Genomic DNA, 24,165 nt, shown 5'->3' with positions numbered 1-24,165 from the left:
GCCCTATGCGCTCTTCACGGTCGAGATCGACGTCAATCTTTAACCGAACTGCCGCCGTCCGCACGGCCACACCCGCCCGGCCGGTTATCCCCAGGTAATCACGCTTGACGAGCATGATGGGCCTTCGTGCCGAATGCTGGTCGCATGACGCCACCGACCCGATCCGCACCGGCCGCCCCGCGCCCCGCCCTCGACCCGCTCGACCCGCTCACCCTGCGCGAGCGCCGGGCGCGGGCGGCCCGGCTGGCGCGCCGCCTGGTCGCGCACGTGCTGCGCCCCGCCAACAGGGGTGCCGTCGACCGGCAGACCGCGTACGTCCAGGCGGAGTCGCTGGTGCCCGTGGGCGACGTCGACCTCGACCGGTACGGCACCGTGACCCGGCAGTGCGCCACCGACATGCTGGTGTACGCCGGTCCGCGTGACGGGTCCGGTTCCCTGGTCCGCCGGATCCTCGACGGAGACGACGGAGAGCCGGACGACGGCAGCGCGCCCGCCGGCCTGCTGCTCGACGCCGTCGAGCTCGCGCTGCTGGACCGCTGGCGTGACGGCGGGGTGCTCGGCCACTTCATCGTGACCGACGTGGTGGACGAGCACGCGGTGCTGCACAACCTGGAGGACGACCTGGACTACCGGGTCTTCACCGGCGGGTCCGAGATCCGTTCGGAGGCGCTCCTGCCGGGCCTCCCGCTGTCAGGGCGCGTGCTGCCCGTCGGGGCCACGTGGGTCTTCGCCGGCACACCGGCGGTCTTCGCGCCGGACAGCATCGTCGACGTCGTGGGCGGCGTGGTGGAGCTGCTCGCGTCCACGCCCTGCCCGGCCTACCGCAACCCGCGCACCCTGGCGCGCGCCCGTGAGCTCGTGGCCGACCACCACCGGGCGTTCCGGGACCTGTTCGGCGACGTGCTCGTGGAGGGCACCGCGTCGCACGTCATGGACTGCTACCTGCGGTTCCAGGACCGGATCGGGGCACCCTCGGAGGAGTTCGCGCTGCTGGGCTCGCTCCGCGACGAACGCTGGCTGCCCGACGACGCCGCCGACCCGGACGACCCGGCGTTCGCGCTGGCGCACCACCCGGTCAGGGGCCTGCGCCTGCTCGACTGGTACGGGCAGCTCCGCCAGGTGCACACGCCGCCGCTCGCGCCGTGGAAGCCGCGTCGGCTGGCCCAGGTGCTCGCCGACCCGGACGCCCCGTCGTGGGTGCTCGCGCTGCTCGCCGAGCGCCACCCGGACCATCTCGACGCCCTCTACCGGGCGGCGTGCGGGCGGCCCGGCCTCGTCTGGGAGCGGGACGGCGCGGCGCTCCTGCGCGACCGGGAGCCCGCGGCGGGCCGGGACGAGCCGGGGCTCGTCATGGCGTCGTCGATCATGGGGCGAGTGCCGCCCCCGGGGCCGGACGGGGCCGACGCCGTCAGCCGCCGCTGACGCTCAGCTCGGCCTCGCGCAGCTTCGCCTCGAACTCCTCGGACAGCTCGCGGGAGTCGAGCCAGCCGTAGGGCAGGTGCGGGGTCTTGGGGGAGCCGGCGCGGCCGCGCGGGCCCTCGGCGTCGTCCCCGGGGTAGGGGGCGTCGAGGTCGAGGGCGTCGAGCCGCTCGCGCAGCTCGGCCAGGGTGCTGACCAGGGCGAGCGCCTGCCGCTTCTCCCCGCCCACGGCATAGCCCTTGAGGTACCACGCCATGTGCTTGCGCAGGTCGCGCATGCCCTTGCCCTCGTCGCCGTCGAAGTACTCGATCATGAGCGTGCCGTGCCGGTAGATGGTGTCCGCGACCTCGCGCAGGCCCGGCCGGACCCGCAGGTCGGAGCCGTTGAACGCGGCCGCGAGGTCGGCGAACAGCCAGGGGCGGCCCTGGCAGCCCCGGCCCACCACGACGCCGTCGGCGCCGGTCTGCTCGACCATGCGCAGGGCGTCCTCGGCGGCCCAGATGTCGCCGTTGCCGAGCACGGGGACGGTGCGCACGGCCTCCTTGAGGCGGGCGATCGCCTCCCACTCCGCCTGGCCCGAGTAGTGCTGTGCGGCCGTGCGGGCGTGCAGCGCGACGGCGGCAGCACCGAGCGACTCGGCGATCCGGCCGGCCTCGAGGTAGGTCAGGTGGTCGTCGTCGATGCCCTTGCGCATCTTGACCGTGACGGGCACGCCGTGCGGCTCGGCGGCCTCGACGGCCGCCCGGACGATGTCGGTGAAGAGCTGCCGCTTCCAGGGCAGCGCGGCTCCGCCGCCCTTGCGGGTCACCTTGGGCACGGGGCAGCCGAAGTTGAGGTCGACGTGGTCTGCCCGGCCCTCGCCGGCGATGATGCGCACGGCGGCGCCCACGGTGGCCGGGTCCACGCCGTAGACCTGGGCGGAGCGCGGCGTCTCGTCCTCGCCGAACGTGACGATCCGCAGCGCCTCGACGTTGCGCTCCACGAGCGCGCGGCTGGTCACCATCTCGGCGACGTACAGGCCCGGGTCGAACCCCGTGGACCGACCGGCCTCGCGGCACAGCGTGCGGAACGCGCGGTTGGTCACGCCGGCCATGGGCGCGAGCACGACCGGCGTGCGCACCGTCAGCGGCCCGATCTGGAGCGGCTTGAGCACGGGGGAGCCCGACGCCCGGCCGGGTGCCGTGGGCGACGGGATGGCGGTGTCGAGGGCAGAGGTCACGCAGCCATTGTCCCATCGCCACCGCGGGCCGGGCGTGGTTGTGGTCGCTCTCACGAACCGGACCGCCGTGGCGGCCGGTTCGTCCGGCCATCGTTTGCCGCCGTCCCGGGGCCGTGCATCAATGGACGTGCCGGAGCATCGAGGGGCGCGAGGCGACCGGGCACAGGAAGCCGGGACACCGGACCGCGCTCGACCTCGGGGGCTCGTGATGACGCAGTCCGACCGTTCGACCCAGCAGGTGACCGCCAAGATCAGCGTCGCCACGCTCACCGCCATGGTGGTGGGCTCGATGGTGGGCGCCGGCGTGTTCTCGCTCCCGAGCCGGTTCGCGGGCGAGACCGGCGTGCTCGGCGCCCTGATCTCCTGGGCGGTCGCCGGGACGGGCATGCTCATGCTCGCCTTCGTCTTCCAGCGGCTCGCCGTGCGCAAGCCCGACCTCGACTCGGGCGTCTACGCCTACGCCAAGGCGGGCTTCGGCGAGTACCTCGGCTTCTTCTCGGGGTTCGGGTACTGGGCGAGCGCCTGCGTCGGCAACGTCACCTACTGGATCCTCATCATGTCCACGGTGGGCGCCGTCGTGCCGGTGCTCGGCGAGGGCGACACCGTCGTCGCCTTCGTGGCGTCCTCGGCGTGCGTCTGGCTGTTCTACCTGCTGGTGCGCCGCGGCGTGAAGGAGGCGACGGCGATCAACCGCATCGTCACCGTCGCCAAGGTGCTGCCGATCATCACGTTCGTGCTCATCGCGGTCTTCCTGCTGGACCCGCAGGTGCTGGCCGAGAACTTCGAGGGCTACGGCATCACCGGCCCGCTGTTCGACCAGGTGCGCGGCACGATGCTGGCCACGGTCTTCGTCTTCCTCGGCGTGGAGGGCGCGAGCGTGTACTCGCGCCACGCGCGCCGCCGGGAGGACGTCGGCCGTGCCACCGTGCTCGGCTTCCTCATGGTGCTGGCGATCTTCGCGTCCGTGACGATCGTGTCCTACGGCATCCTGCCGATGCAGGAGATCGCCGAGCTGCGGCAGCCCTCGATGGCCGGGGTCCTGGAGGCGGCGGTCGGCGGCTGGGGCGCGGCGTTCGTGAGCGTGGGGCTCATCGTCTCGGTCCTGGGTGCCTACCTGGCCTGGACCCTGATGGCCTCCGAGGTGCTGTACGTCGCGGCCAAGGACGGCGACATGCCGCGCTTCCTCGCCCGGTCGGACGCGAACGACGTGCCGCGGTCCGCCCTGCTGCTGACGACGCTCCTGATCCAGGTGATGCTCGTGATCACCCTGGTGTCCGACGACGCGTTCACGTTCGCGCTGGACCTGACCAGCGCGCTGTCGCTCATCCCGTTCCTGCTCGCCGCCGGCTACGCCCTCAAGCTGGCCGCCGGGCGCGGCGGGCCCGCCGCCGGGCAGCACACCACCCGGGACCTCATGGTGGCGGCCCTCGCGGTGCTGTACACGGCGTTCCTGCTGTTCGCGGCGGGGCTCACGTTCGTGCTGCTGTCGTTCGTGGTCTACGCGCCGGCGACGGTGCTGTTCGCGATGACCCGGCGCGAGCAGGGGCGGCGGGTGTTCAGCCGGGGCGAGCTGGCGATCTTCGTCGTGTCGGTCCTCGGGGCGGTGACCGGCGTCGTCGCCCTGGCCACGGGGGCCATCTCGATCTGACCAGCGGGCCGAGCGGACCCGGCGGACCAGCGGAAAGGGACATCATGACGAACGAGACTCTGCCGTCGGCGGCCTACGGGGTGCACTCCGAGGTCGGGCGCCTGCGCAAGGTGCTCGTGTGCCGGCCGGGGCTCGCCCACCGGCGCCTGACCCCCACGAACTCGGACGACCTGCTCTTCGACGACGTGCTCTGGGTGGACCGCGCGATCGAGCACCACGCCGCGTTCGTCGCCGACCTGCGGGCCCGCGACGTCGAGGTCGTGGAGCTGCACGAGGTGCTCGCCGCGACCGTGCGCGTGCCCGGGGCCCGCGACTGGATCCTGGACCGCCGGATCGTCCCGGGCATCGTCGGTCCCGGCCTCGTGGAGCCGACCCGGGCGTTCCTGGAGTCGCTCACCCCCGAGCAGCTCGCCGAGCACCTGATCGGGGGCCTGGCCACCGACGACGTGCCCGACCTGCCGGCGGCGTACCGCTCGCTGGCCGAGTACACCGCCGACGCGCGGGAGTACCTGATCGCCCCCGTGCCGAACACGCTGTTCACCCGCGACACGACCTGCTGGCTCTACGGCGGCGTGACGCTCAACCCGCTGTACTGGCCCGCGCGGCACGACGAGACGCTGCTCATGAAGGCCGTCTACGCCTTCCATCCCGACTTCGTCGGGTCGACGATCTGGTGGGGCGACCCCGAGACGGACCACCAGCGGGCCACGCTGGAGGGCGGCGACGTGATGCCCGTGGGCAACGGCACCGTGCTGGTGGGCATGAGCGAGCGCACCTCGCGCCAGGCGATCACGCAGGTTGCGTCCGCGCTGTTCGAGCGGGGCGCGGCCGAGCGGGTGGTCGTGGCCGGCATGCCGCGGCTGCGCTCGGCCATGCACCTGGACACGGTCATGACGTTCGCCGACGTCGACACCGTGACCGTCTACCCGCGCATCGTGGCCGACATCCACCCGTTCGTGCTGCGCCCGGGCGACGGCGGCGCCCTGTCGGTGACCGACGAGGCGGGCTCCACGTTCCTGGAGGTCGTGGCCCGGGAGACCGGGCTGGGCGCGCTCCAGGTCATCGAGACCGGCGGCGACGTCTACGAGTCGGAGCGTCAGCAGTGGGACAGCGGCAACAACGCCGTCGCCGTGGAACCGGGCGTGGTGTTCACCTACGACCGGAACACCACGACGAACGACCTGCTGCGCAAGGCCGGCATCGAGGTGATCGAGATCAACGGCGCGGAGCTGGGTCGCGGCCGGGGCGGGGGCCACTGCATGACCTGCCCCGTCATCCGCGACCCAGCGTCCTGAGCGCCGGCGTCGGTCAGGCGCGCAGCCAGACCGTGGTGTTGCCGGGCAGCACGCCGTCCACCAGGTCACCCGAGGCGACCAGCACCTCGGCGTCGGCCGGGAGCGTCAGCGCCGTCGTCGCCAGGTTGGCCAGGACGACCACGCCGGCCACCTGGAAGGCCACCACGTCGGCGTCCGCGGACAGCGCGTCCACCCAGGCCAGCGTGCTCGTGCCGAGCTTCTCCGCCCGGCGCAGGCCCAGGGCCGTGCGGTACAGCTCGTACGTCGAGCCCGCCACGCCGTACTGACGGTCGGCGGCCAGGTCGGCGTAGACGTCGGGCTGCGGCAGCCAGGTCTTCCCGGTGGGGCCGAACCCGTTGCCCGGTGCACCGCCGACCCACGGCAGCGGCACGCGGCACCCGTCGCGACCGGGCTCCGCGCCGCCGGTGCGGAAGAACGACGGGTCCTGGCGCACCTCGTCGGGCAGGGCGGTGTGGTCCGGCAGGCCCAGCTCCTCGCCCTGGTAGAGGTACGCCGACCCCGGCAGGCCGAGCATCAGCAGTGTCGCTGCGCGGGCGCGGCGCAGGCCGAGCTCCGCGTCGGGCTGCGGGTCGTTCGCGCCGATGCCGTTGAGCTGGCGGCCGCCGATCTCCGCCAGGCCGAAGCGCGACGTGTGCCGCACCACGTCGTGGTTGGACAGCACCCAGGTGGTGGGAGCGCCGACGGACTCCATGGTCCGCAGCGACGCGTTGACGACGGTGCGCATCGTCGCCGCGTCCCAGGGCGTGGTGAGGAACGAGAAGTTGAACGCCTGGTGCATCTCGTCGGACCGGACGTACCGGGCCAGGCGGCTCAGCGGCTCCACCCAGGCCTCGGCGACCAGGCAGCGGTCGCCGTCGTACTCGGCCAGCACCCGGTGCCAGGCGCGGTAGATGTCGTGCACGCCGTCCTGGTCGAACATGGGGCCGTTGTTGCCGGCGCCCGTGGAGCCGTCCTCGGGTGCGGCGGGATCGGTCGGGCCCTCGACGGTGCCCTCGACCATGGCGGCCTTGCCGTCCCAGTCGGGCAGGCCGGGCGCCTTGACCATGCCGTGCGCCACGTCCACGCGGAAACCGTCCACGCCGCGGTCGAGCCAGAACCGGAGCACGTCCTCGAACTCGGCGCGGACCTCGGGGTTCTCCCAGTTCAGGTCGGGCTGCGTGGAGTCGAACAGGTGCAGGTACCACTGCGGGCCGCGCTCGCCGTCGTCCTCGCGCGGGGCCAGCCGCGTCCAGGCCGGGCCGCCGAAGATGGACTGCCAGTTGTTCGGCGGCTCCTCGCCGGCCGGTCCGCGCCCGTCACGGAACATGTAGCGCTCGCGCTCCGCCGAGCCCGGGGCCGCCGCCAGCGCCTCCTGGAACCAGACGTGCTGGTCGGAGGAGTGGTTGGGCACCAGGTCGACGATGATCTTCAGCCCGCGCTCGTGGGCGCCGGCCAGCATCTCGTCGAAGTCCGCCAGCGTGCCGAACAGCGGGTCGATGTCGCGGTAGTCGGCGACGTCGTACCCGGCGTCCTTCTGCGGGGAGCGGTAGAACGGGCTGAGCCAGACGGCGTCCACCCCGAGCTGCTTCAGGTGGTCCAGCTTGGCGGTGACGCCGGGGAGGTCGCCGATCCCGTCGCCGTTCCCGTCCGCGAACGAGCGCGGGTAGACCTGGTAGATCACCGCGTCGCGCCACCACTCGGCGCCGACGGCGGGGGAGTGGACGGGGGCGGATGCGGTGAGGTCGTCGGTGGTGAGCGGGGCAGTACGTGTCACGTGTCGCGTCCTCGCGGGTCGGGGGGATTATCGGTGTAACGCTTGCAGCAAGCGTACGGGAGGATTCCGCCCGCACGTGCCGACGGGCGCACCGCCGCGCGGTGCGCCCGTCTCTGGGAGGCTCAGGCGTGCGGCGCCGCACCCGTCGAGCCGCGCACCACGAGCTCCGGGGTGAACAGCAGCTCCGAACGAGGCGCCCGCTCGCCGTGGATCTCGGTGAGCAGGGCGCTCACGGCCGCGTGCGCCATGTCGGCCACGGGCTGCCGCACGGTGGTCAGCGGAGGGTCGGTGAACGCGACCAGCGGGGAGTCGTCGTAGCCCACGACGCTCACGTCGTCGGGCACCGACAGGCCGCGGGCGTGCGCCGCGCGCACGGCGCCGAGCGCCATGAGGTCCGAACCGCAGACTACGGCGGTGTGACCGGAGTCGAACAGCTCGCCGGCCGCGGCCTGGCCGCCCTCCAGGGTGTACAGGGTGAGGCTGACGTGCTCGCGCGCCTCCTCCGGGGTGGCCGCCAGGCCGTGCCGCAGGAGCTGGGCCACGAACGCCTCGATCTTGCGCTTGGCGGGCACGAACCGGTCGGGGCCGATCGCCATGCCGATGCGACGGTGCCCGAGGGCCACCAGGTGCCGCACGGACAGCTCGATGCTCGCGCTGTCATCCGGCGACACGAACGGGGCGTCGATGCCCTCGGCGTACCCGTTGATCAGCACGATCGGCAGCCCGCGCCCCCGCAGGCGCTGGTAGCGCTCGGTCGAGGCGCGGGTGTCGGCGTGCTTGCCGGAGACGAAGACGATGCCGTCCACCGCGTGGTCGATGAGCGTCTCGACGTACTCGTCCTCGGTGGTGCCGCCCGGGGACTGCGTGCACAGCAGCGGCGTGTACCCGCGCGAGGCGAGCTGCGACTCGATGGCCTGCGCGAACGCGGGGAACACCGGGTTGGACAGCTCGGGCACCACCAGGCCGATGAGGCCGGCGGGGCGGGCACGCAGCGCGGAGGGGCGCTCGTAGCCGAGCACGTCGAGGGCGGCGAGGACCGCCTGACGTGTCTCACCGGCCACGCCGGGCTTGCCGTTGAGCACGCGCGACACGGTCGCGGTGGAGACCCCTGCCTGCTCGGCGAGGTCGGTCAGTCGGGTGCGCACGCCTGGCAGCCTAGGTGACATGTGACCTCCTCGTCCCGGGTGACGTCTGCAAGCGATGCTGAAACTTTATCGCAACGGCTTGCAAGGTTGCCGCTCCGCCCCGTACGGTTCGAGCACCCCACACCAGGCCCGCCACGGGCCGCGAACCATCAGGAGTGACGATGCGACGGAGCATCCTGACCGCCGCCGCGCTGACCGCGACGCTGGCGCTGGCCGCCTGCTCGGGCGGCGCGGACGAACCAGCGGCCGAGGAGTCGACCGCACTGGACGGGGCGGGCGCGACCCTCACCGTCTGGGTCGACGAGACCCGCCAGGCCGCCGTCGAGGACGCGGCCGCCGGCTTCGAGGAGGCCACGGGCGCGAAGGTCGAGGTGGTCCTGAAGAACTTCGAGGACATCCGCCCCGACTTCCTGGCGCAGGTCCCCACGGGCAAGGGCCCGGACATCACGGTCGGCGCGCACGACTGGCTGGGCGAGCTCACGACCAACGGCGTCGTGGCCCCGATCGAGCTCGGCGACACGGCCGACGCCTTCGAGCCCGTCTCCGTCTCGGCGTTCACGCAGGACGGCCAGGTCTACGGCCTGCCCTACGCGGTGGAGAACATCGCGCTGATCCGCAACACGGAGCTCGCCCCCGAGGCCCCGGCCACCTGGGACGACGCGATCGCGGCCGGCAAGGACGCCGGGACGAAGTACCCGCTGCTGATCCAGACCTCCACCGAGGGTGACCCCTACACCTTCTACCCGCTGCAGACGTCGTTCGGCGCCCCGGTCTTCGAGCAGAACGAGGACGGTTCGTACAAGCCCGAGCTCGCGCTCGGCGGCGAGGGCGGCACGGCGTTCGCCGAGTGGCTCGCGGAGCAGGGCGAGGCCGGCAACCTGAGCACCGACGTCACGTACGACATCGCGCTGGCGGCCTTCGCCAAGGGCGAGTCGCCCTTCATCGTGGGCGGCCCGTGGATGCTGGAGTCGTTCGGCGACCTCGACCTGGCGATCGACCCGATCCCCAGCGCCGGTGGCGAGCCTGCGAGGCCGTTCGTGGGCGTGGCCGGCTTCTACGTGAGCGCGCAGAGCGAGAACGCCCTGCTCGCGAACGACTTCCTGGTCAACTACATGGCCACCCCCGAGGCGCAGCTCGCGCTGTACGAGGCGGGCGACCGTCCGCCGGCCCTCATCGAGGCTGCCGACACCGCCTCCGAGGACCCGATCACCGCGGGCTTCCGCGAGGTCGGCGCCGACGCCGTCCCGATGCCGTCGCTGCCCGAGATGGGTGCCGTGTGGGCGTACTGGGGCGTGACCGAGGCCGCGATCGTCTCCGGCAAGTCCGACCCGGCCAAGGCCTGGGACAAGATGGTCGCCGACATCCAGGGCGAGATCGGTTGATGTACGCACCGGTGACCCGGGGCTCCGGCCGGACCGGCTGGAGCCCCGGGTTCCTCGTCAAGCTCGTCCTCATCGCCCTGGTGGACGCCCTCGGCGTCTACGCGGTGCTGGCCGCGTGGGGCGCCGGGTCCTGGGGCGTCCTGGCCGCCATGGTGGCGCTGCTGCTGGTGGCCAACTGGGCCTACTTCTCCAAGCGCGCGCTGCCGCTGAAGTACATCCTGCCGGGCCTCGCGTTCCTGCTCGTCTACCAGGTGTACGTGGTGGCCTACACGGGCTACGTCGCGTTCACGAACTACGGCGACGGGCACAACTCCACCAAGGAGCAGGCGATCGAGGCCCTCCTGGTGCAGAACGAGCGCCGCGTGGAGGGTTCACCCTCGTCACCCCTGACCGTCGTGGCCGACGGCGACACGCTCGGCTTCGCCGTCGTCGCGCCGGACGGCGTGGTGGAGGCCGGCACGGCCGACCGGCCCCTCGAGGTCGTGGACGGCGCGACCGTCGAGGCGGGCCGGGTCACCGCGCTGCCCGGGTACGACGTGCTGGAGTACACCGCCGTGCTGGAGCGGCAGCAGGAGGTCACCGCGCTGCGCGTGCCCGTCTCGGACGACCCGAACGACGGCTCGGTCCGCACGCAGGACGCCCGCACCGGGTACGTCTTCACGTCCACGCTGACCTACGACGCGGCGTCCGACACGATGACCGACACGACCACCGGGATGACGTACGCACCCAACGACGACGGCCAGTTCGAGGCCGCCGACGGCACGACGCTGCCCGTGGGCTGGCGCGTCCTGGTGGGCTTCGACAACTTCGTCACGGCGTTCGGCGACGACCGGTACGCCGGCCCGTTCGGCAAGATCCTGCTGTGGACCTTCGCGTTCGCCGTGCTGTCCGTCGCGTCCACGTTCCTGCTCGGCCTGTTCCTGGCGATCGCGTTCAACGACGCGCGCCTGCGCGGCCGCCGGGTCTACCGGACGCTCGTGATCCTGCCGTACGCGATCCCGGGGTTCCTCGCGGCCCTGCTGTGGTCGGGCCTGCTCAACCGGTCCTACGGGTTCGTCAACGAGGTGCTGCTCGGCGGGGCGTCGATCCCGTGGCTCACCGACCCGGTGCTCGCCAAGCTCGCGGTCCTGGGCGTGAACCTCTGGCTGGGCTTCCCGTACATGTTCCTCATCTGCACGGGCGCCCTGCAGTCCCTGCCGACGGACGTGCTGGAGGCCGCGAAGATCGACGGAGCCGGCCGCTGGCGCACGTGGCGGTCCATCACGCTGCCGCTGCTGCTGGTCGCGACGGCGCCGCTGCTCATCTCGTCGTTCGCGTTCAACTTCAACAACTTCACGCTGATCTACATGCTCACGGGCGGCGGCCCGCGGTTCGACGACGCCTCGGTGCCGCTGGGGCACACCGACATCCTCATCTCGATGGTGTACTCCGTCTCCGGCCTCGACGGCACGGCGGCCAAGGACTACGGCCTGGCCAGCGCCCTGTCGATCGTCATCTTCGTGGTGGTCGCGACCATCTCCGCCCTCGCGTTCCGGCGCACCCGCTCCCTGGAGGACATCGCCTGATGAGCACGACGATTCCCCCGGCCCGCCCGGCGGCCGCGGCCCGGCAGCCGCTGACCCGGCGTCCGACGGCGCGGCGCTGGTTCTCCGAGATCGGCTGGCGGCACGTGGTCGGCGTGCTGGCCGTCCTGTACGCCGGCTTCCCCCTGGTCTACGTGGTCTCGGCCTCCTTGGCCGACGGCGGCACGCTCACCGGCTCGAACGACCTGTTCGCGTCGGTGTCGGGTGCCAACTACGCGGCCCTGGCCGGCACGCGCTTCTGGACCTGGATGGCCAACACCCTGGTGGTGGCGGTCGCGACGGGTGCCGGGACGGTGCTCATGGGGGCCGCCGCCGCGTACGCCTTCTCGCGCTTCCGGTTCAGCGGCCGCCGCGTGGGGCTCACGGCCCTGCTCGTGATCCAGATGTTCCCGCAGATGCTCGCGTTCGTGGCGATCTTCCTGCTGCTCATCTCGCTCGGGAACGTGGTGCCCGGCCTCGGCCTGGACTCCAAGCTCTCGCTGATCTGCGTGTACCTGGGCGGCGCGCTCGGCGTGAACACGTTCCTCATGTACGGGTTCTTCAACACCGTGCCGCGCGAGATCGACGAGGCCGCGAAGATCGACGGCGCCACGCACGCCCAGATCTACTGGACCATCGTGCTGCGCCTGACCGCCCCGATCCTCGCCGTGGTGGGGCTGCTGAGCTTCATCAGCACCTTCGGGGAGTTCATCATCGCCCGGGTGCTGCTGCAGTCGGAGGAGAACTGGACCCTGGCCGTGGGGCTCTACGGCTGGGTCTCGTCGCTCCAGGACGCCAACTGGGGGCTGTTCACGGCGGGTGCGGTCGTCTCGGCCGTGCCGGTGCTCGCGCTGTTCCTCTTTCTCCAGAAGTACATCGTGGGCGGGCTGACGGCAGGCTCGGTCAAGGGCTGATCGCGTCCGGCCGCCTCGCGCCGACCCGGCTGCCGCACGCCGAGCGCGTGCCCGGGAAGGTGCCCCGCGGGCACGGGTTGCGCTGTGTAGACAACGTCTACTCAGTGCAACCCGTCTGCGCGGTGGCGGTTCCCGGCCCCCCATGACGGATGTCATGTCCGGCCGGTGACGCACGGCCTACGTGCCGCGCCCCGGGCGGGACCAGCCTGGAGGCATGACACAGACACCAGCACCGAGCCAGCACGGGAGCACGCCGGCGCTCGACGTCCGCGGCCTCGTCAAGGAGTTCCGTGGCCGCGGCGGCACCGTCCGGGCCGTGGACGGCCTCGACCTGCGCGTCGGGCGCGGCGAGGTCGTCGCGTTCCTCGGGCCGAACGGCGCGGGCAAGACCACGACCATCGACCTGGCCCTCGGCCTGACCCGGCCGACCTCCGGCACGGTCAGCGTGCTGGGCAGCACCCCGGCCGACGCCGTCGCCGCGGGGCGGGTCGCCGCCGTCATGCAGACGGGTGGGCTGCTGCGCGACCTGACGGTGGGCGAGACGGTACGGCTGACCGCCGCGCTGTTCGGCACCGACCAGGACGTCACCGCCTGCCTGGAGCGGGCGGGCATCGCCGACCTCGAACGCCGCCCGGTGGGCAAGTGCTCGGGCGGCCAGCAGCAACGGCTGCGGTTCGCGATGGCGCTCGTCTCCGAACCCGACCTGCTGTTCCTCGACGAGCCGTCGACGGGCATGGACGTCATGGGCCGCCGCCAGTTCTGGTCCGCCGTCCGGGACGACGCCGCCCGCGGGCGCACCGTCGTCTTCGCCACCCACTACCTGGACGAGGCCGAGCTCTACGCGGACCGCGTGGTCATGGTCAGCCGCGGCCGGGTCGTCGCCGACGGCACCGCCCAGCAGATCAAGGACCAGGTCGGCGTGCGCACGCTGGAGGACGCGTTCGTCCAGGTCACCTCGGTAGGGGCCGGGACGCCGGCCGGGGGAGGTGCGCGATGAGCACCACCTATCTCGCCCTGGAGGTGCGCCGGACCTTCCGTGACCGGCGCAGCTACCTGCTCGCGCTGGTGCTGCCGCCGGCGGTGCTGGTGATCGTCGGCATGGACGAGCCGGGGCTGCTGGTGTCGGTCGCGCTGTACGGCGCGGTCCTCGCGACGGCCACCGGCGGGGCGAGCGTCGCCGCGGAGCGCGCGCAGGGCTGGACGCGCCAGCTCCGGCTCACCCCGCTGCGGCCCGGCGCCTACGCGATCACGAAGGTGCTGGCGTCGATGACGCTCGGGGGCCTGTCGATGGTCGTGACCTTCGCCTTCGGCGCCCTGCAGGGCGTGCGGATGCCGGTCGCCGCCTGGGTGGGCTGCGCACTGGTGGGCTGGCTGGTTTCGGCGCCGTTCGCCGCGCTCGGCCTGTTCGCGGGCTACCTGCTGCCGGTGGAGGCCGTGACCCGCGTGCTCAGCCCCGTGGTCACGCTGCTCGCCGTCGCCGGCGGGCTGTTCGTACCGCTGGGCGGCGTGCTCGGCGACGTGGCACCGTACGCGCCGACCTGGGGCGCGGCCGTGCTGGCCAGGGCGCCGCTGAGCGGCGAGCTGGACGGCTGGGCCGTGGTGAACGTCGCCGTCTGGACGGCCCTGTTCGTGGCCGGTGCCGCGTGGCGCTTCCGCCGCGACACGTCTCGTGTGTGACACGGTGATGCCCGTGACCACAGCGACAGCGGACGTACGGATGCCCCGGACGACGGCGCAGGCCGAGGAGGCCCGGCGCCGTCGTACCCGGATCGGTGTCGCCGCCGGGGTCGTGCTCGCCGTCACCCTGTTGCGGGACACGGTCACGGCGGTCCTCGCGGCCCCGCGGCCGGCGGCGGTGGCCGGTGTCGCCGGGCTCGCCGGCCTCGCCGTCCTGTTCGGCTGGGTGGCGGTCCGCTACCGCGCCCGGCTCGACCGTCCGGTGCCGGCCCTGTCCGCCGCGGTCCTCGGCGGGCAGGTGGTGTGCGTCGTCCTGGTCTGCCTCGCCGCCCGCGAGGAGGGCCTCGCCACGGCGATCTTCGTGTTCCTCGCCGCGACCTACCTCGTGCCGCGCACGGCCGCGGCCTGGATCGTCGGTCTCGGTGTGCTGGCCATGGTCGGTCTGCCGCGGGTGCTCCCGGGCTGGCGGCCCGACGACGCCGGCGCCGTCGCCGCCCTGCTCGGCGGGGTCGCGGTGCTCGCCATGATGCAGGGCATGGAACGCAACCGGCAGCTCCGCCGGGCACAGGAGGAGGTGGCGGCGCTCGCCACCTTCCGCGAACGGGAGCGCATCACCCGCGACATGCACGACGTGCTGGGTCACTCGCTCACCGTGATCTCCGTGAAGGCGGAGCTGGCCGGACGCCTGCTCAGGGCTGGTGCCGCCCAGGAGCGTGCGGCCGACGAGCTGGCCGACGTCCAGTCCCTCGCCCGCTCCGCCCTGGCCGACGTGCGCGCCATGATCGCGGACGAGCGCCGCGCCTCGCTCGCGGGGGAGCTGGCCACGGCGCGCTCCGCGCTCGACGCCGCCGGGATCGAGGCCGACCTGCCGGGCGCGGTCGACGTCGTCCCGGCCGAACGCCGCGAGCTGTTCGCCTGGGTGCTGCGCGAGGGCTCCACCAACGTGCTCCGGCACGCGGACGCACGGCACGTGCGGATCACGGTGAGCGCCGAGGAGCTCGCCGTCGAGGACGACGGGCGTGGACCGGGCGACGGCGGCCCCACCCCGGGCGGCCCGACACCGGCCGCCGGCGGACACGGCCTGCCCGGTCTTGCGGACCGGGCGCGCGGGGCCGGTGCGGTCCTGGAGGCGGGCCCCCGCCCGGGCGGCGGCTTCCGGCTCGCGGTGACGTACCCGCGCCCCGCGGAGCCCCCCGGTCTCGCCCGCCGCGACGCTGCCCGCTCCCGTACCGACGCCCACCCGGAGGGCGACACATGATCCGCCTCCTCCTCGCCGACGACCAGGCCCTCGTGCGCGGTGCCGTCGCCGCCCTGCTCGACCTCGAACCCGACCTGCACGTCGTGGCGCAGGTGGGACGCGGCGACGAGGTGGTCGAGGCCGTCCGCGAGCACGCCGTCGACGTGGCGCTGCTCGACGTCGAGATGCCGGGCCTGGACGGCGTCGCGGTGGCCGCCGTCCTCCGGGAGCAGGTGCCGGGCTGCCGCTCGCTGATCGTCACCACGTTCGGTCGCCCGGGCTACCTGCGCCGGGCGCTCGACGCCGGTGCGAGCGGGTTCGTGGTCAAGGACACGCCCGCCGAGCTGCTCGCCGACGCCGTGCGCCGGGTGCACTCGGGCCTGCGCGTGGTGGACCCGGACCTGGCCGTCGCCTCGCTGACCGTCGGCGCCAGCCCGCTCACGGACCGGGAGGCGCACGTGCTGGCGCTCGCGGCCGACGGCGGCACCGTCGCGGGGATCGCCGCGGAGGCGTACCTGTCCGAGGGCACCGTGCGCAACTACCTGTCGTCCTCGATCGGCAAGACCGGGGCGCGCACCCGCGCCGAGGCGGTCCGGATCGCGCGGGAGAACGGCTGGCTCTGAGGGGCGAACATTCGTTTTGCCGGGCTAGCGCAGTTCGGTACGCTTTGCCCCGACCCGAGGAGGAAAGTCAGGATCATGGGAATCCGGTATCGCAAGCGGCTGTCGCTCGGCCCGCTCAAGTTCAACATCACCCAGCGGGGCCTGTCGTCCATGAGCTTCAAGATCGGTCCCTGGACCTGGAACTCGAAGACCAAGAAGCACTCCATCAACCTGCCCGGCGGACTGAGCTGGTACAGCAACAACAAGTAGCCGGACTAGAGTGGCGGCGTGGAGCAACCCGCCGGGAAGAGCATCCCGCCGTCGTACAGCGCGCAGGACGTCGAGCGCTGGGTGACAGAACCGCCCAAGTCGCAGGCCCGGACCCCGTTCGAGCGTGACCGCGGGCGCGTGGTGCACTCCTCCGCGCTGCGGCGCCTCGGCGCCAAGACCCAGGTCCTGGGCGCGGGGCACGACGACTTCGTACGCACCCGCCTGACCCACTCCCTCGAGGTGGCCCAGGTGGGCCGCGGCATGGGCCGCTCCCTGGGCTGCGACCCCGACGTCGTGGACACCGCCTGCCTCACCCACGACCTGGGGCACCCGCCCTTCGGGCACAACGGCGAGACGGCGCTCGCGGAGATCGCCGAGCCGATCGGCGGCTTCGAGGGCAACGCGCAGACCCTGCGCCTCCTGACCCGGCTGGAGCCCAAGGTCCTTGCCGACGACGGCACCCCCGCCGGCCTCAACCTCACCCGCGCGAGCCTCGACGCGAGCGTCAAGTACCCGTGGGCCTACGGGGCCGGCCCCGCGCGGCCCGACGGGACCGCGAGCCGCAAGTTCGGCGTCTACCCCGACGACCTGCCCGTCTTCACCTGGCTCCGCAAGGATGCGCCCGACGGCGTGAAGTGCCTGGAGGCGCAGGTCATGGACCTCGCCGACGACATCAGCTACTCGGTGCACGACGTCGAGGACGGCGTCGTGGCCGGCCGCATCGACCTGGACCTCATGGCCGACGCCGAGGAGCGGGCGCGCGTGGCCGAGTACGTGCGGTCCTGGTATGGCGAGTGGTACCGGGCCGACGCCGTCGACGCCGCGATCGGGCGGCTGCAGGAGTACCTGCGCGGTGAGGGGCACCTGGTGCGGGCCTTCGACGGGTCGCGCCGTTCCCTGGCCTCGCTCAAGGACATGACGAGCCAGCTCATCGGCCGGTTCATCGGCGCGGCGATCGACGCGACGCGCGCCGAGTACGGCGACGGCGCCCTCACGCGCTACGCGGCCCGGCTCGTGGTGCCCGACGAGACCGAGCACGAGATCCTCGCGCTCAAGGGCATCGCCGTGGCCTACGTGATGGCACCGCGCGGGCAGGAGCCGCGCTACCTGCGGGAGCGTGAGATCCTCGCGGACCTTGTCCACGTCCTGGCCGACCGTGCGCCCCTCGACCTGGAGGCGCCGTTCGCCGCCGACTGGCGCGCCGCGTCCGACGACGCGGCGCGCCTGCGCGTGGTGGTCGACCAGGTGGCGTCGCTGACCGACCTGTCGGCGCTGGCGCTGCACGGGCGGCTCGTGGCCCCCGCCTGAGCGTCGCGGCGGTCAGTCCCGGGCCGCGACCCAGGCGTCGCTGGCCTGCTGCACGTCCTGCGCGGTCACCGACTCCGCGACCGTCACGAAGTACCAGCGGTGCCCGAACGGGCAGCGTACGGCCGCCTGCCGGAACCCCTCGAACCAGTCGGCGGGCTCGGCGATGCTGCTCGCCCCGGCCTCGACGGCCCGGGCGTAGGCGGCGTCCGTGTCGTCGACCGGGACGGTGAAGCTCGCGTGCGTGGGCTCTCCCGGCTCGGGTGCCACGGAGTCCGGCGGGAACGCGCCGGCGACGGTGAACGTCGACTCGCCGGCCGCGGACCGCAGGATCAGGTCGGAGTGGATCACGGCGTCGCCCGCCGTGATCACGTCGAGCGTCTCGGCACCGAGCGCCGCCTCGTAGAACGCGATGGCGGCACGGGCGTCGGACACGGCGATGTTGGGGTGCAGGGCTGAGTTCTTCATGCCGTCGATGCTGCCGCGGCGCCGGTGTGCCAGTCTTGGAAGAATGCGACAGGTGTTCGACGGCGCCCCGCCCGTCACCCAGGCCCTCGACGACGGGCCGACCCTCGGCATCGTCAACCCCGCGCGGGCGCGCGACCGGTTCGTGCTGGCGCGCGTGGACCCGGACCCGGGGCTGGCCGACCTCGTGGACTGGCACTGGGTGATCACCTGGGACCTGCCGCCCGGCGCCACGTTCACGCAGGCGGTGGTGCCGCACCCGGTGGGCCAGGTCGTCGCCGAGCACACCGGCTTCCTCGCCTACGCCATGCCGGCGGCGGCCGTCGACCGGCGCACCCTGTCCGGCGCGGGCGGCGTGGTCGGCACCAAGCTGCGGCCCGGCGGATACCGGGCCCTGCTCGGCCTGGATCGCCCGGGGGAGCGGGGCGCCGTCGGCCCGGCCCTGGTGCTCGGCCCGACGGCGGACCGCACCGGGGCCGAGGCCATCGCCCAGGCCTGCCGCGGCCGCCCGGACGACGCCGTCCGGACCGTCACCCCGCTGCTCCTCGCCGCCGCGGAACGCACCCGCACGCCCCGCTCGACGGCGGCCCTGGCCACGCTTGCCGAGGCCTTCGCCGCGGTCGCCGACGCCGTGCCGGGCACGACCGTAGCGGCGCTCGCGACCCGGCTCGGCACCACGCCCCGCTCGCTGCAGCGGCTGTTCGCCGACTGGGTGGGCGTGAGCCCCAAGTGGGTGCTCCAGCGGCACCGCGTGCACCTGGCCGCGGAGCTGCTGGGGCGGGATCCGGCGCTGGACCTCGCGGGGCTGGCCGCCGCCGTCGGCTACTACGACCAGGCGCACTTCACGGGGGACTTCGTCCGGGCGGTCGGCGTCGCGCCGGGCGAGTACGCGCGCACCTGCGCGGCCGCCCTCGGCTGAGCCGGAGGTGTGGACGGCGGCCTCGGGCCCCGCCGCGCGAGCATAGACTTCGGAGCGTGGCCGGGCTGATCAGACGTGAGGACGTGGACCTGGTCCGTGAGCGCGCGCGGATCGACGAGATCGTCTCGGCGCACGTGACCCTCAAGCCCGCCGGGGTCGGCGCGCTGGTGGGTCTGTGCCCCTTCCACGACGAGCGCAGCCCCAGCTTCAACGTGCGCCCCAGCGTCGGGCGGTACCACTGCTTCGGGTGCGGTGAGGGCGGCGACGTCATCGAGTTCGTCATGAAGATGGACGGGCTGAGCTTCACCGAGGCCATCGAGTACCTCGCGGGCAAGACCGGCGTGCAGCTCCGGTACGAGGAGGGCGGCTCCGCCCGCCCGCGCGAGGAGCCCGGCAAGCGGCAGCGCCTGCTGGAGGCCCACCGCGTGGCGGCCGAGTTCTATGCCGAGCAGCTCATGGGCCCCGACGCGGCCGCGGCCCGCGCGTTCCTGGCCGAGCGCAGCTTCGACCGGTCCGACGCCGAGCGGTTCGGCGTCGGGTTCGCCCCCAAGGGCTGGGACGCGCTCCAGCGTCACCTCCAGGGCCGGGGCTTCACCCAGGCGGAGCTCGTGGCGAGCGGGCTGATGTCACAGGGCCAGCGCGGGATCTACGACCGGTTCCGCGGCCGGGTCATGTGGCCCATCCGCGACGTGACGGGCGCGGTGATCGGTTTCGGTGCCCGCCGCCTGTTCGAGGACGACCAGGGCCCCAAGTACCTCAACACCCCGGAGACCAGCCTCTACAAGAAGTCGCACGTGCTGTACGGCATCGACCTCGCCAAGCGCGAGATCGCCCGCGGCAAGCGCGTCGTGGTGGTCGAGGGGTACACGGACGTCATGGCGGCGCACCTGTCCGGTGTCACGACCGCGGTGGCGACGTGCGGTACCGCGTTCGGCGCCGACCACGCCAAGGTCGTGCGGCGTCTGCTGGGCGACACGACCGCGGGCGGCGGGCTCCAGCTCAAGTCCGGTGCCTCGCTCGGCGGCGAGATCATCTTCACCTTCGACGGCGACGCGGCCGGGCAGAAGGCCGCCGTGCGCGCCTTCGGCGAGGACCAGCGGTTCTTCGCGCAGACGTTCGTGGCCGTCGAGCCCAGCGGCATGGACCCGTGCGACCTGCGCATGGCGAACGGCCCCGAGGCGGTGCGCGCCCTCGTGGACGGGCGGGTGCCGCTCTTCCAGTTCGTGGTGCGCAGCAAGCTCGACGAGTTCGACCTCGACACCGCCGAGGGCCGGGTCGGCGCGCTCCGTGCCGCCGCCCCGATCATCGCGGGCATCCGGGACACCGCGCTGCGTCCCGAGTACGCGCGCCTGCTGGCGGGCTGGATCGGCACCGACGAGCGCGCCGTGGTCCGGGAGATCCAGCGTGCGGCGAGCACACCGTCCCTGCGGGACGCGCCGGCCACCGCGGCGTCGTCCGGCGGCCCTGCCGGACCGGGGGCGGACGGCGACCGCCGGCCCGCGTCGGGCGGCGTGCCCCAGGTGCCCGCACCCGACCCGCGCGACCCCGTGGCCCGTGACGAGCGGCTCGCACTGGTGGCGGTGCTGCAGTACCCGCAGCACGTGCCGCCGTCGTTCGACGACCTGGGCGAGGACGCCTTCGCGGTTCCCGCGTGGCGCGCGGTGCACACGGCGATCCGGGCGGCCGGGGGCGTCGCCGCCGGGCGGGACACGTCGGCCGCGCAGTGGGTCGCGGCCGTGCTGGACCAGGCCTCCGAGACCGTCGCGGGCCTGGTCACGCAGCTCTCCGTGGCCTCGCTCCCGGAGGACCGGGAGACGGCCATCGCGGCCTTCGTCGAGGGCGTCGTGCGCCGGGTGGTGGACATGGGGCTGATGCGGCGCGTGGCCGACGCGCGCAGCCGCCTGCAGCGGCTGGACCCGTCGGACACGGAGGCCTACCAGGCGGCGTTCGCCGAGCTCCTGGCGATCGAGGCCGAGCGCCGCACCCTCCGCGAGAGCGCGTAGCCGCCCTGGTTCAGGCCGGCGCCGGGCGGTCGCGGGGGAGCAGCAGCACCGTGCCGATCATCAGCGACGCGCAGCCCACCACGCACCAGAACACCAGGTGCATCGCGCTGGCCAGGCCCGCGCCCTCGGGCGTGCCGTCCGGGCCCACCACCGTCAGGGCGTTGACCACCGCGCCGAGCGCCGCGACGCCGACGGCCTGGCCGATCGACCGGGCGAACATGTTGGTCGCCGTCACCGCGCCGCGCTCGCCCCAGCCCACGCTGTGCTGGGCGGCGAGCAGCGTGGGCACCGCCACCAGGCCCATGCCCAGGCCGATCACGAACACGGCCACCGAGATCTGCCAGACGGCTGAGCCCGCGTCGAGCACGAGCGTGAGCAGGGCGCCCGTCAGCACGACCACGGAGCCGATGAGGCTGGTCCAGCGGAACCCGATGGCCAGGTAGACACGCCCCGACAGCGTGGCCGCGATGGGCCAGCCGAGCGTGAGCGCGGCCAGCGCGAACCCGGCCACGAGCGGCCCGACGCCGAGCACCCCCTGCGCGTAGATCGGCACGTAGGTGGACAGCCCGAGGGTGATGACGCCGACCATCAGCGACGCCGCCGTCGAGGCACCCACGACCCGGCGCCGCAGCAGCCGCAGGTCGAAGATCGGGTGCGCGGTGCGCCGCGCCGACACGGCGAACGCCGCCAGCAGCACCACCGCGGCGCCGAAGATGCCGATCGACGGCGCCGACGCCCAGCCCCAGGCGTGACCGCCCTCCAGCAGGCCGAGCACGAGCAGCGTGCTGCCCGCCGTGAGCAGCACCGCGCCCACGTAGTCGACGGGCTCGCGGGCGCCGTCGCGCTCCTTCTCGTGGAACCGGAGCCAGAGGGCCAGCAGGGCCGCCGCGCCGATCGGCAGGTTGACCCAGAAGATCCAGCGCCAGCTCACGAACTGGCTGAACACGCCGCCGAGGGTGGGGCCGAGCACGGAGGAGACGGCCCACACGCTGGCCATGTAGCCCTGCGTCTTCGCGCGCTCGGCGAGCGTGTAGATGTCGCCGGTGATCGTCATCGACATCGGCAGGATGGCGCCCGCGCCCAGGCCCTGCAGCACCCGGAACCAGATCAGCGCCGGCATGCTCCAGGCCACCGCGCACAGCACGGAGCCGAGCACGAACAGGGCGATCCCGGCCAGGATCACGCGCTTGCGGCCGAACACGTCCGCCAGCCGTCCGTACACCGGCACGGTCACGGCCTGGGCCAGCGTGTAGGCGGAGAAGAGCCATGGCACCTGCTCGAACGCGCCCAGCTCGCGCGCGATGGTGGTCGAGGCCGTGGCGAGGATCGTGGCGTCGAGCGCGACCAGCGCCGTGGCGAGCATCAGCGCACCGAGGATCGGGCCGCGGTCGCCGCGCAGGCCGAGCCTGGTGTCGGTGGCTGCCTCGGCCGACGAGGTCTCGGACGTGGTCATGGCTGGGGACTCCGGGTGTGCTGCACGACACATGCAAAGTTGCCCGGGGCATCTCCTATTCCCGCGGGAGCCCCGGGGGTCACGAGGCGAGCGGCTCGCGGGCGGGCCGGTTGACCCCGGACCACAGCTCGTCGAGCGACAGGCCCAGGACGTCGGCGATGGCCGCGATGGTCGGGAAGGCCGGTGTGGCGATGCGGCCCGTCTCGATCTTCCGGAGCGTCTCCGGCGAGACGCCGGCCGCGAGCGCGACGTCGAGCATCGGGCGGTCTCCCCGGGCGCGGCGCAGCAGGGCGCCGAGACGCTGCCCTCGTTCGACCTCGGCGGGGGTGAGCGGCAACCTGACCATGGCTCCGATAGTAGTACCGGTATGACATGGCCGGTATAGTTATTGGGAGAACTGTCGGACGTGCCGTGGAAAGGCCCCCATGATCGAGATCCTGAACCCCGCCGAGCTGACCCGGGCGCGCGCCACCGGCGCCCTGGTCGCGGACATCCTGCGGACCCTGCGCAGCCGGAGCGTGGTCGGCACCAACCTGCTGGACCTCGACCGGTGGACCCGGGAGCTGATCGAGGAGGCGGGTGCGCAGTCCTGCTACGTCGACTACGCGCCGTCGTTCGGGCGCGGACCGTTCGGCCACTACGTCTGCACCGCGGTGAACGACGCGGTGCTGCACGGGATGCCCCGCGACTACGCGCTCGCCGACGGTGACCTGCTGACCCTCGACCTGGCCGTGCTGCTCGACGGCATCGCCGCCGACTCCGCCGTGAGCTTCGTGGTGGGTGACGCGCGGCCCCCGGAGAGCGTCGCGCTGATCGACGTGACCGAGCGGGCCCTGGCCGCCGGGATCGCCGCTGCGGGGCCCGGCGCCCGGCTCGGCGACGTCTCGCACGCCATCGGCACCGTCCTGGGCGGGGCGGGCTATCCGATCAACACGGAGTTCGGCGGGCACGGCATCGGTTCGACGATGCACCAGGACCCGCACGTCTCGAACACCGGGCGGCCCGGCCGCGGGTACCGGCTGCGCCCCGGCCTCCTGCTGGCGCTGGAGCCCTGGGTCATGGCCGACACCGACGAGCTCGTGGTCGACGCCGACGGCTGGACCCTGCGCAGCGCGACCGGCTGCCGCACCGCGCACAGCGAGCACACGATCGCGATCACGCCGGACGGTGCGGAGATCCTCACGCTGCCGACGTCGGCCTAGAGGCCGCGACCAGGATCTCGACCCGGCCGCGGGTCGTGCCGGGTCAGGCGCTCCGGTTGCCGGGGATGCCCTCCGGCACGGCGCCGCGGCCGTCGTCCGGCACGGAGTCGGCGAGCCGGCAGAGCGTGCCGAAGAACGCGTCGACGTCCCCCTCGCGGCCGCCGATCGCGTCCCGCAGCGTGCGGTCGAAGGTGATGGCCGCGGACTTGAGCCGGCGGTAGAGCGCCTCGCCGGACTCGGTGACCTCGATGCGCTGCACCCGGCGGTTCGACGCGTCCCGGGTGCGGGCGATCAGCCCGCGGTCCTCCATGGAGCGCAGGTGGTGCGTCATGGTCGCCTCGCGGATGCCCACGGCGCGCGCGAGCTCGCGCTGGGTGGCGGGCGTGCCCTGGTGCAGGGCGAGCAGGATGTGCCAGACCTGCCAGCTCCCGCCCTGCTCGGACAGGAGCGCGTCGAACGCGCGCATCACGCGCTGCACGGACTGCCACATGGCGACCGCGACGGGTGTCGGCCCGGTCGCCGGGTGGTCGGTCGCGTCTGACTGGCCGTCGGGCCGCCCGTTCGGTGCCATGGAGGCAGCGTAGTTCGCCCCACGCCGAAATGCGTTGACGCCTAATCCTTAGATGTCTAACGTTGCTCGAGGCAGTACCCGACCCCCCGGAGGCCCTGAG

At 73.4% G+C, this 24,165-nt stretch carries 22 protein-coding genes; 15 read left to right on the top strand and 7 right to left on the bottom strand.

Annotated elements, in window-relative coordinates; all coding sequences use genetic code 11:
* Nucleotides 1–144 precede the first annotated feature (144 nt).
* Nucleotides 145–1,422 (top strand): hypothetical protein, encoded by a 1,278-nt coding sequence (locus ACIBBF_RS04775; RefSeq protein WP_397411036.1) that lies wholly within the window; start codon nucleotides 145–147, stop codon nucleotides 1,420–1,422.
* On the opposite strand, the gene dusB is transcribed toward ACIBBF_RS04775, so the two are convergent.
* Complete coding sequence (gene dusB, locus ACIBBF_RS04770; protein WP_397411034.1) at nucleotides 1,409–2,638, bottom strand: tRNA dihydrouridine synthase DusB; 1,230 nt, start codon at nucleotides 2,636–2,638, stop codon at nucleotides 1,409–1,411. The genes ACIBBF_RS04775 and dusB overlap by 14 nt on opposite strands.
* Before the next feature lie 208 nt (nucleotides 2,639–2,846).
* Here dusB and ACIBBF_RS04765 point away from each other — a divergent pair, with 208 nt between their 5' ends.
* Both ACIBBF_RS04765 and ACIBBF_RS04760 read left to right on the top strand, forming a co-directional pair.
* Nucleotides 2,847–4,286: a basic amino acid/polyamine antiporter gene (locus ACIBBF_RS04765; RefSeq protein ID WP_397411032.1), complete on the top strand. Its 1,440-nt coding sequence runs from the start codon at nucleotides 2,847–2,849 to the stop codon at nucleotides 4,284–4,286.
* 44 nt (nucleotides 4,287–4,330) lie between these two features.
* Entirely contained in the window at nucleotides 4,331–5,581 is a 1,251-nt protein-coding gene (locus ACIBBF_RS04760; protein ID WP_397411030.1) for an arginine deiminase, read from the top strand.
* 13 nt (nucleotides 5,582–5,594) lie between these two features.
* Here ACIBBF_RS04760 and ACIBBF_RS04755 read toward each other — a convergent pair whose 3' ends face one another.
* Both ACIBBF_RS04755 and ACIBBF_RS04750 read right to left on the bottom strand, forming a co-directional pair.
* Nucleotides 5,595–7,355 (bottom strand): glycoside hydrolase family 13 protein, encoded by a 1,761-nt coding sequence (locus ACIBBF_RS04755; protein ID WP_397411028.1) that lies wholly within the window; start codon nucleotides 7,353–7,355, stop codon nucleotides 5,595–5,597.
* Between the two features lie 122 nt (nucleotides 7,356–7,477).
* Nucleotides 7,478–8,521 (bottom strand): LacI family DNA-binding transcriptional regulator, encoded by a 1,044-nt coding sequence (locus ACIBBF_RS04750; RefSeq protein ID WP_397411026.1) that lies wholly within the window; start codon nucleotides 8,519–8,521, stop codon nucleotides 7,478–7,480.
* A 140-nt stretch (nucleotides 8,522–8,661) separates the two neighbouring features.
* Between ACIBBF_RS04750 and ACIBBF_RS04745 the strand changes: the two genes are divergently transcribed.
* The 9 genes from ACIBBF_RS04745 to ACIBBF_RS04705 all read left to right on the top strand — a co-directional run bounded on the left by ACIBBF_RS04745 (nucleotide 8,662) and on the right by ACIBBF_RS04705 (nucleotide 17,455).
* The gene (locus ACIBBF_RS04745) at nucleotides 8,662–9,882 is read left to right on the top strand and encodes an extracellular solute-binding protein (RefSeq protein WP_397411024.1); all 1,221 of its coding nucleotides are present in this window, start codon (nucleotides 8,662–8,664) and stop codon (nucleotides 9,880–9,882) included.
* On the top strand, nucleotides 9,882–11,450 hold the full coding sequence (locus tag ACIBBF_RS04740) for an ABC transporter permease subunit (protein WP_397411022.1): 1,569 nt from the start codon (nucleotides 9,882–9,884) through the stop codon (nucleotides 11,448–11,450). Before ACIBBF_RS04745 ends, ACIBBF_RS04740 begins: the two co-directional genes overlap by 1 nt.
* Nucleotides 11,450–12,361: a sugar ABC transporter permease gene (locus tag ACIBBF_RS04735; RefSeq protein WP_397411020.1), complete on the top strand. Its 912-nt coding sequence runs from the start codon at nucleotides 11,450–11,452 to the stop codon at nucleotides 12,359–12,361. The genes ACIBBF_RS04740 and ACIBBF_RS04735 overlap by 1 nt, the downstream gene beginning before the upstream one ends.
* 214 nt (nucleotides 12,362–12,575) lie before the next feature.
* Entirely contained in the window at nucleotides 12,576–13,358 is a 783-nt protein-coding gene (locus tag ACIBBF_RS04730; protein ID WP_397411018.1) for an ABC transporter ATP-binding protein, read from the top strand.
* Nucleotides 13,355–14,038: an ABC transporter permease gene (locus tag ACIBBF_RS04725; RefSeq protein WP_397411016.1), complete on the top strand. Its 684-nt coding sequence runs from the start codon at nucleotides 13,355–13,357 to the stop codon at nucleotides 14,036–14,038. Before ACIBBF_RS04730 ends, ACIBBF_RS04725 begins: the two co-directional genes overlap by 4 nt.
* Nucleotides 14,039–14,051: 13 nt before the next feature.
* Nucleotides 14,052–15,296 (top strand): sensor histidine kinase, encoded by a 1,245-nt coding sequence (locus ACIBBF_RS04720; RefSeq protein ID WP_397411014.1) that lies wholly within the window; start codon nucleotides 14,052–14,054, stop codon nucleotides 15,294–15,296.
* A complete protein-coding gene (locus tag ACIBBF_RS04715; RefSeq protein WP_397411012.1) occupies nucleotides 15,293–15,898 on the top strand; it encodes a response regulator in 606 nt (201 codons plus the stop codon). Before ACIBBF_RS04720 ends, ACIBBF_RS04715 begins: the two co-directional genes overlap by 4 nt.
* 75 nt (nucleotides 15,899–15,973) lie before the next feature.
* Nucleotides 15,974–16,147, top strand: coding sequence for a DUF4236 domain-containing protein (locus ACIBBF_RS04710; protein ID WP_119143454.1), 174 nt, complete (start codon nucleotides 15,974–15,976; stop codon nucleotides 16,145–16,147).
* Nucleotides 16,148–16,165: 18 nt separating this feature from the next.
* Entirely contained in the window at nucleotides 16,166–17,455 is a 1,290-nt protein-coding gene (locus ACIBBF_RS04705; RefSeq protein ID WP_397411010.1) for a deoxyguanosinetriphosphate triphosphohydrolase, read from the top strand.
* A gap of 12 nt (nucleotides 17,456–17,467) precedes the next feature.
* Here ACIBBF_RS04705 and ACIBBF_RS04700 read toward each other — a convergent pair whose 3' ends face one another.
* Nucleotides 17,468–17,920 (bottom strand): VOC family protein, encoded by a 453-nt coding sequence (locus tag ACIBBF_RS04700; RefSeq protein ID WP_397411008.1) that lies wholly within the window; start codon nucleotides 17,918–17,920, stop codon nucleotides 17,468–17,470.
* Nucleotides 17,921–17,963: 43 nt separating this feature from the next.
* Between ACIBBF_RS04700 and ACIBBF_RS04695 the strand changes: the two genes are divergently transcribed.
* Complete coding sequence (locus ACIBBF_RS04695; protein WP_397411006.1) at nucleotides 17,964–18,836, top strand: helix-turn-helix domain-containing protein; 873 nt, start codon at nucleotides 17,964–17,966, stop codon at nucleotides 18,834–18,836.
* Between the two features lie 56 nt (nucleotides 18,837–18,892).
* A complete protein-coding gene (gene dnaG, locus ACIBBF_RS04690; protein WP_397411004.1) occupies nucleotides 18,893–20,839 on the top strand; it encodes a DNA primase in 1,947 nt (648 codons plus the stop codon).
* A 10-nt stretch (nucleotides 20,840–20,849) separates the two neighbouring features.
* Here dnaG and ACIBBF_RS04685 read toward each other — a convergent pair whose 3' ends face one another.
* Together ACIBBF_RS04685 and ACIBBF_RS04680 are read right to left on the bottom strand one after the other, a co-directional pair.
* Nucleotides 20,850–22,292: an MDR family MFS transporter gene (locus ACIBBF_RS04685; RefSeq protein WP_397411002.1), complete on the bottom strand. Its 1,443-nt coding sequence runs from the start codon at nucleotides 22,290–22,292 to the stop codon at nucleotides 20,850–20,852.
* Between the two features lie 79 nt (nucleotides 22,293–22,371).
* Entirely contained in the window at nucleotides 22,372–22,638 is a 267-nt protein-coding gene (locus tag ACIBBF_RS04680; RefSeq protein WP_397411000.1) for a helix-turn-helix domain-containing protein, read from the bottom strand.
* 79 nt (nucleotides 22,639–22,717) lie between these two features.
* Here ACIBBF_RS04680 and map point away from each other — a divergent pair, with 79 nt between their 5' ends.
* Complete coding sequence (map, locus tag ACIBBF_RS04675) at nucleotides 22,718–23,494, top strand: type I methionyl aminopeptidase (RefSeq protein WP_397410998.1); 777 nt, start codon at nucleotides 22,718–22,720, stop codon at nucleotides 23,492–23,494.
* Nucleotides 23,495–23,537: 43 nt separating this feature from the next.
* On the opposite strand, the gene ACIBBF_RS04670 is transcribed toward map, so the two are convergent.
* Nucleotides 23,538–24,065, bottom strand: a complete 528-nt coding sequence (locus tag ACIBBF_RS04670) for a MarR family winged helix-turn-helix transcriptional regulator (protein ID WP_397410996.1) — start codon at nucleotides 24,063–24,065, stop codon at nucleotides 23,538–23,540.
* Between the last annotated feature and the right edge of the window lie 100 nt (nucleotides 24,066–24,165).

The sequence above is a fragment of the Promicromonospora sp. NPDC050880 genome (genome assembly GCF_044456525.1).
Classification (GTDB): Bacteria; Actinomycetota; Actinomycetes; order Actinomycetales; family Cellulomonadaceae; genus Promicromonospora.
This window is presented reverse-complemented; position numbering and strand designations above follow the sequence as displayed.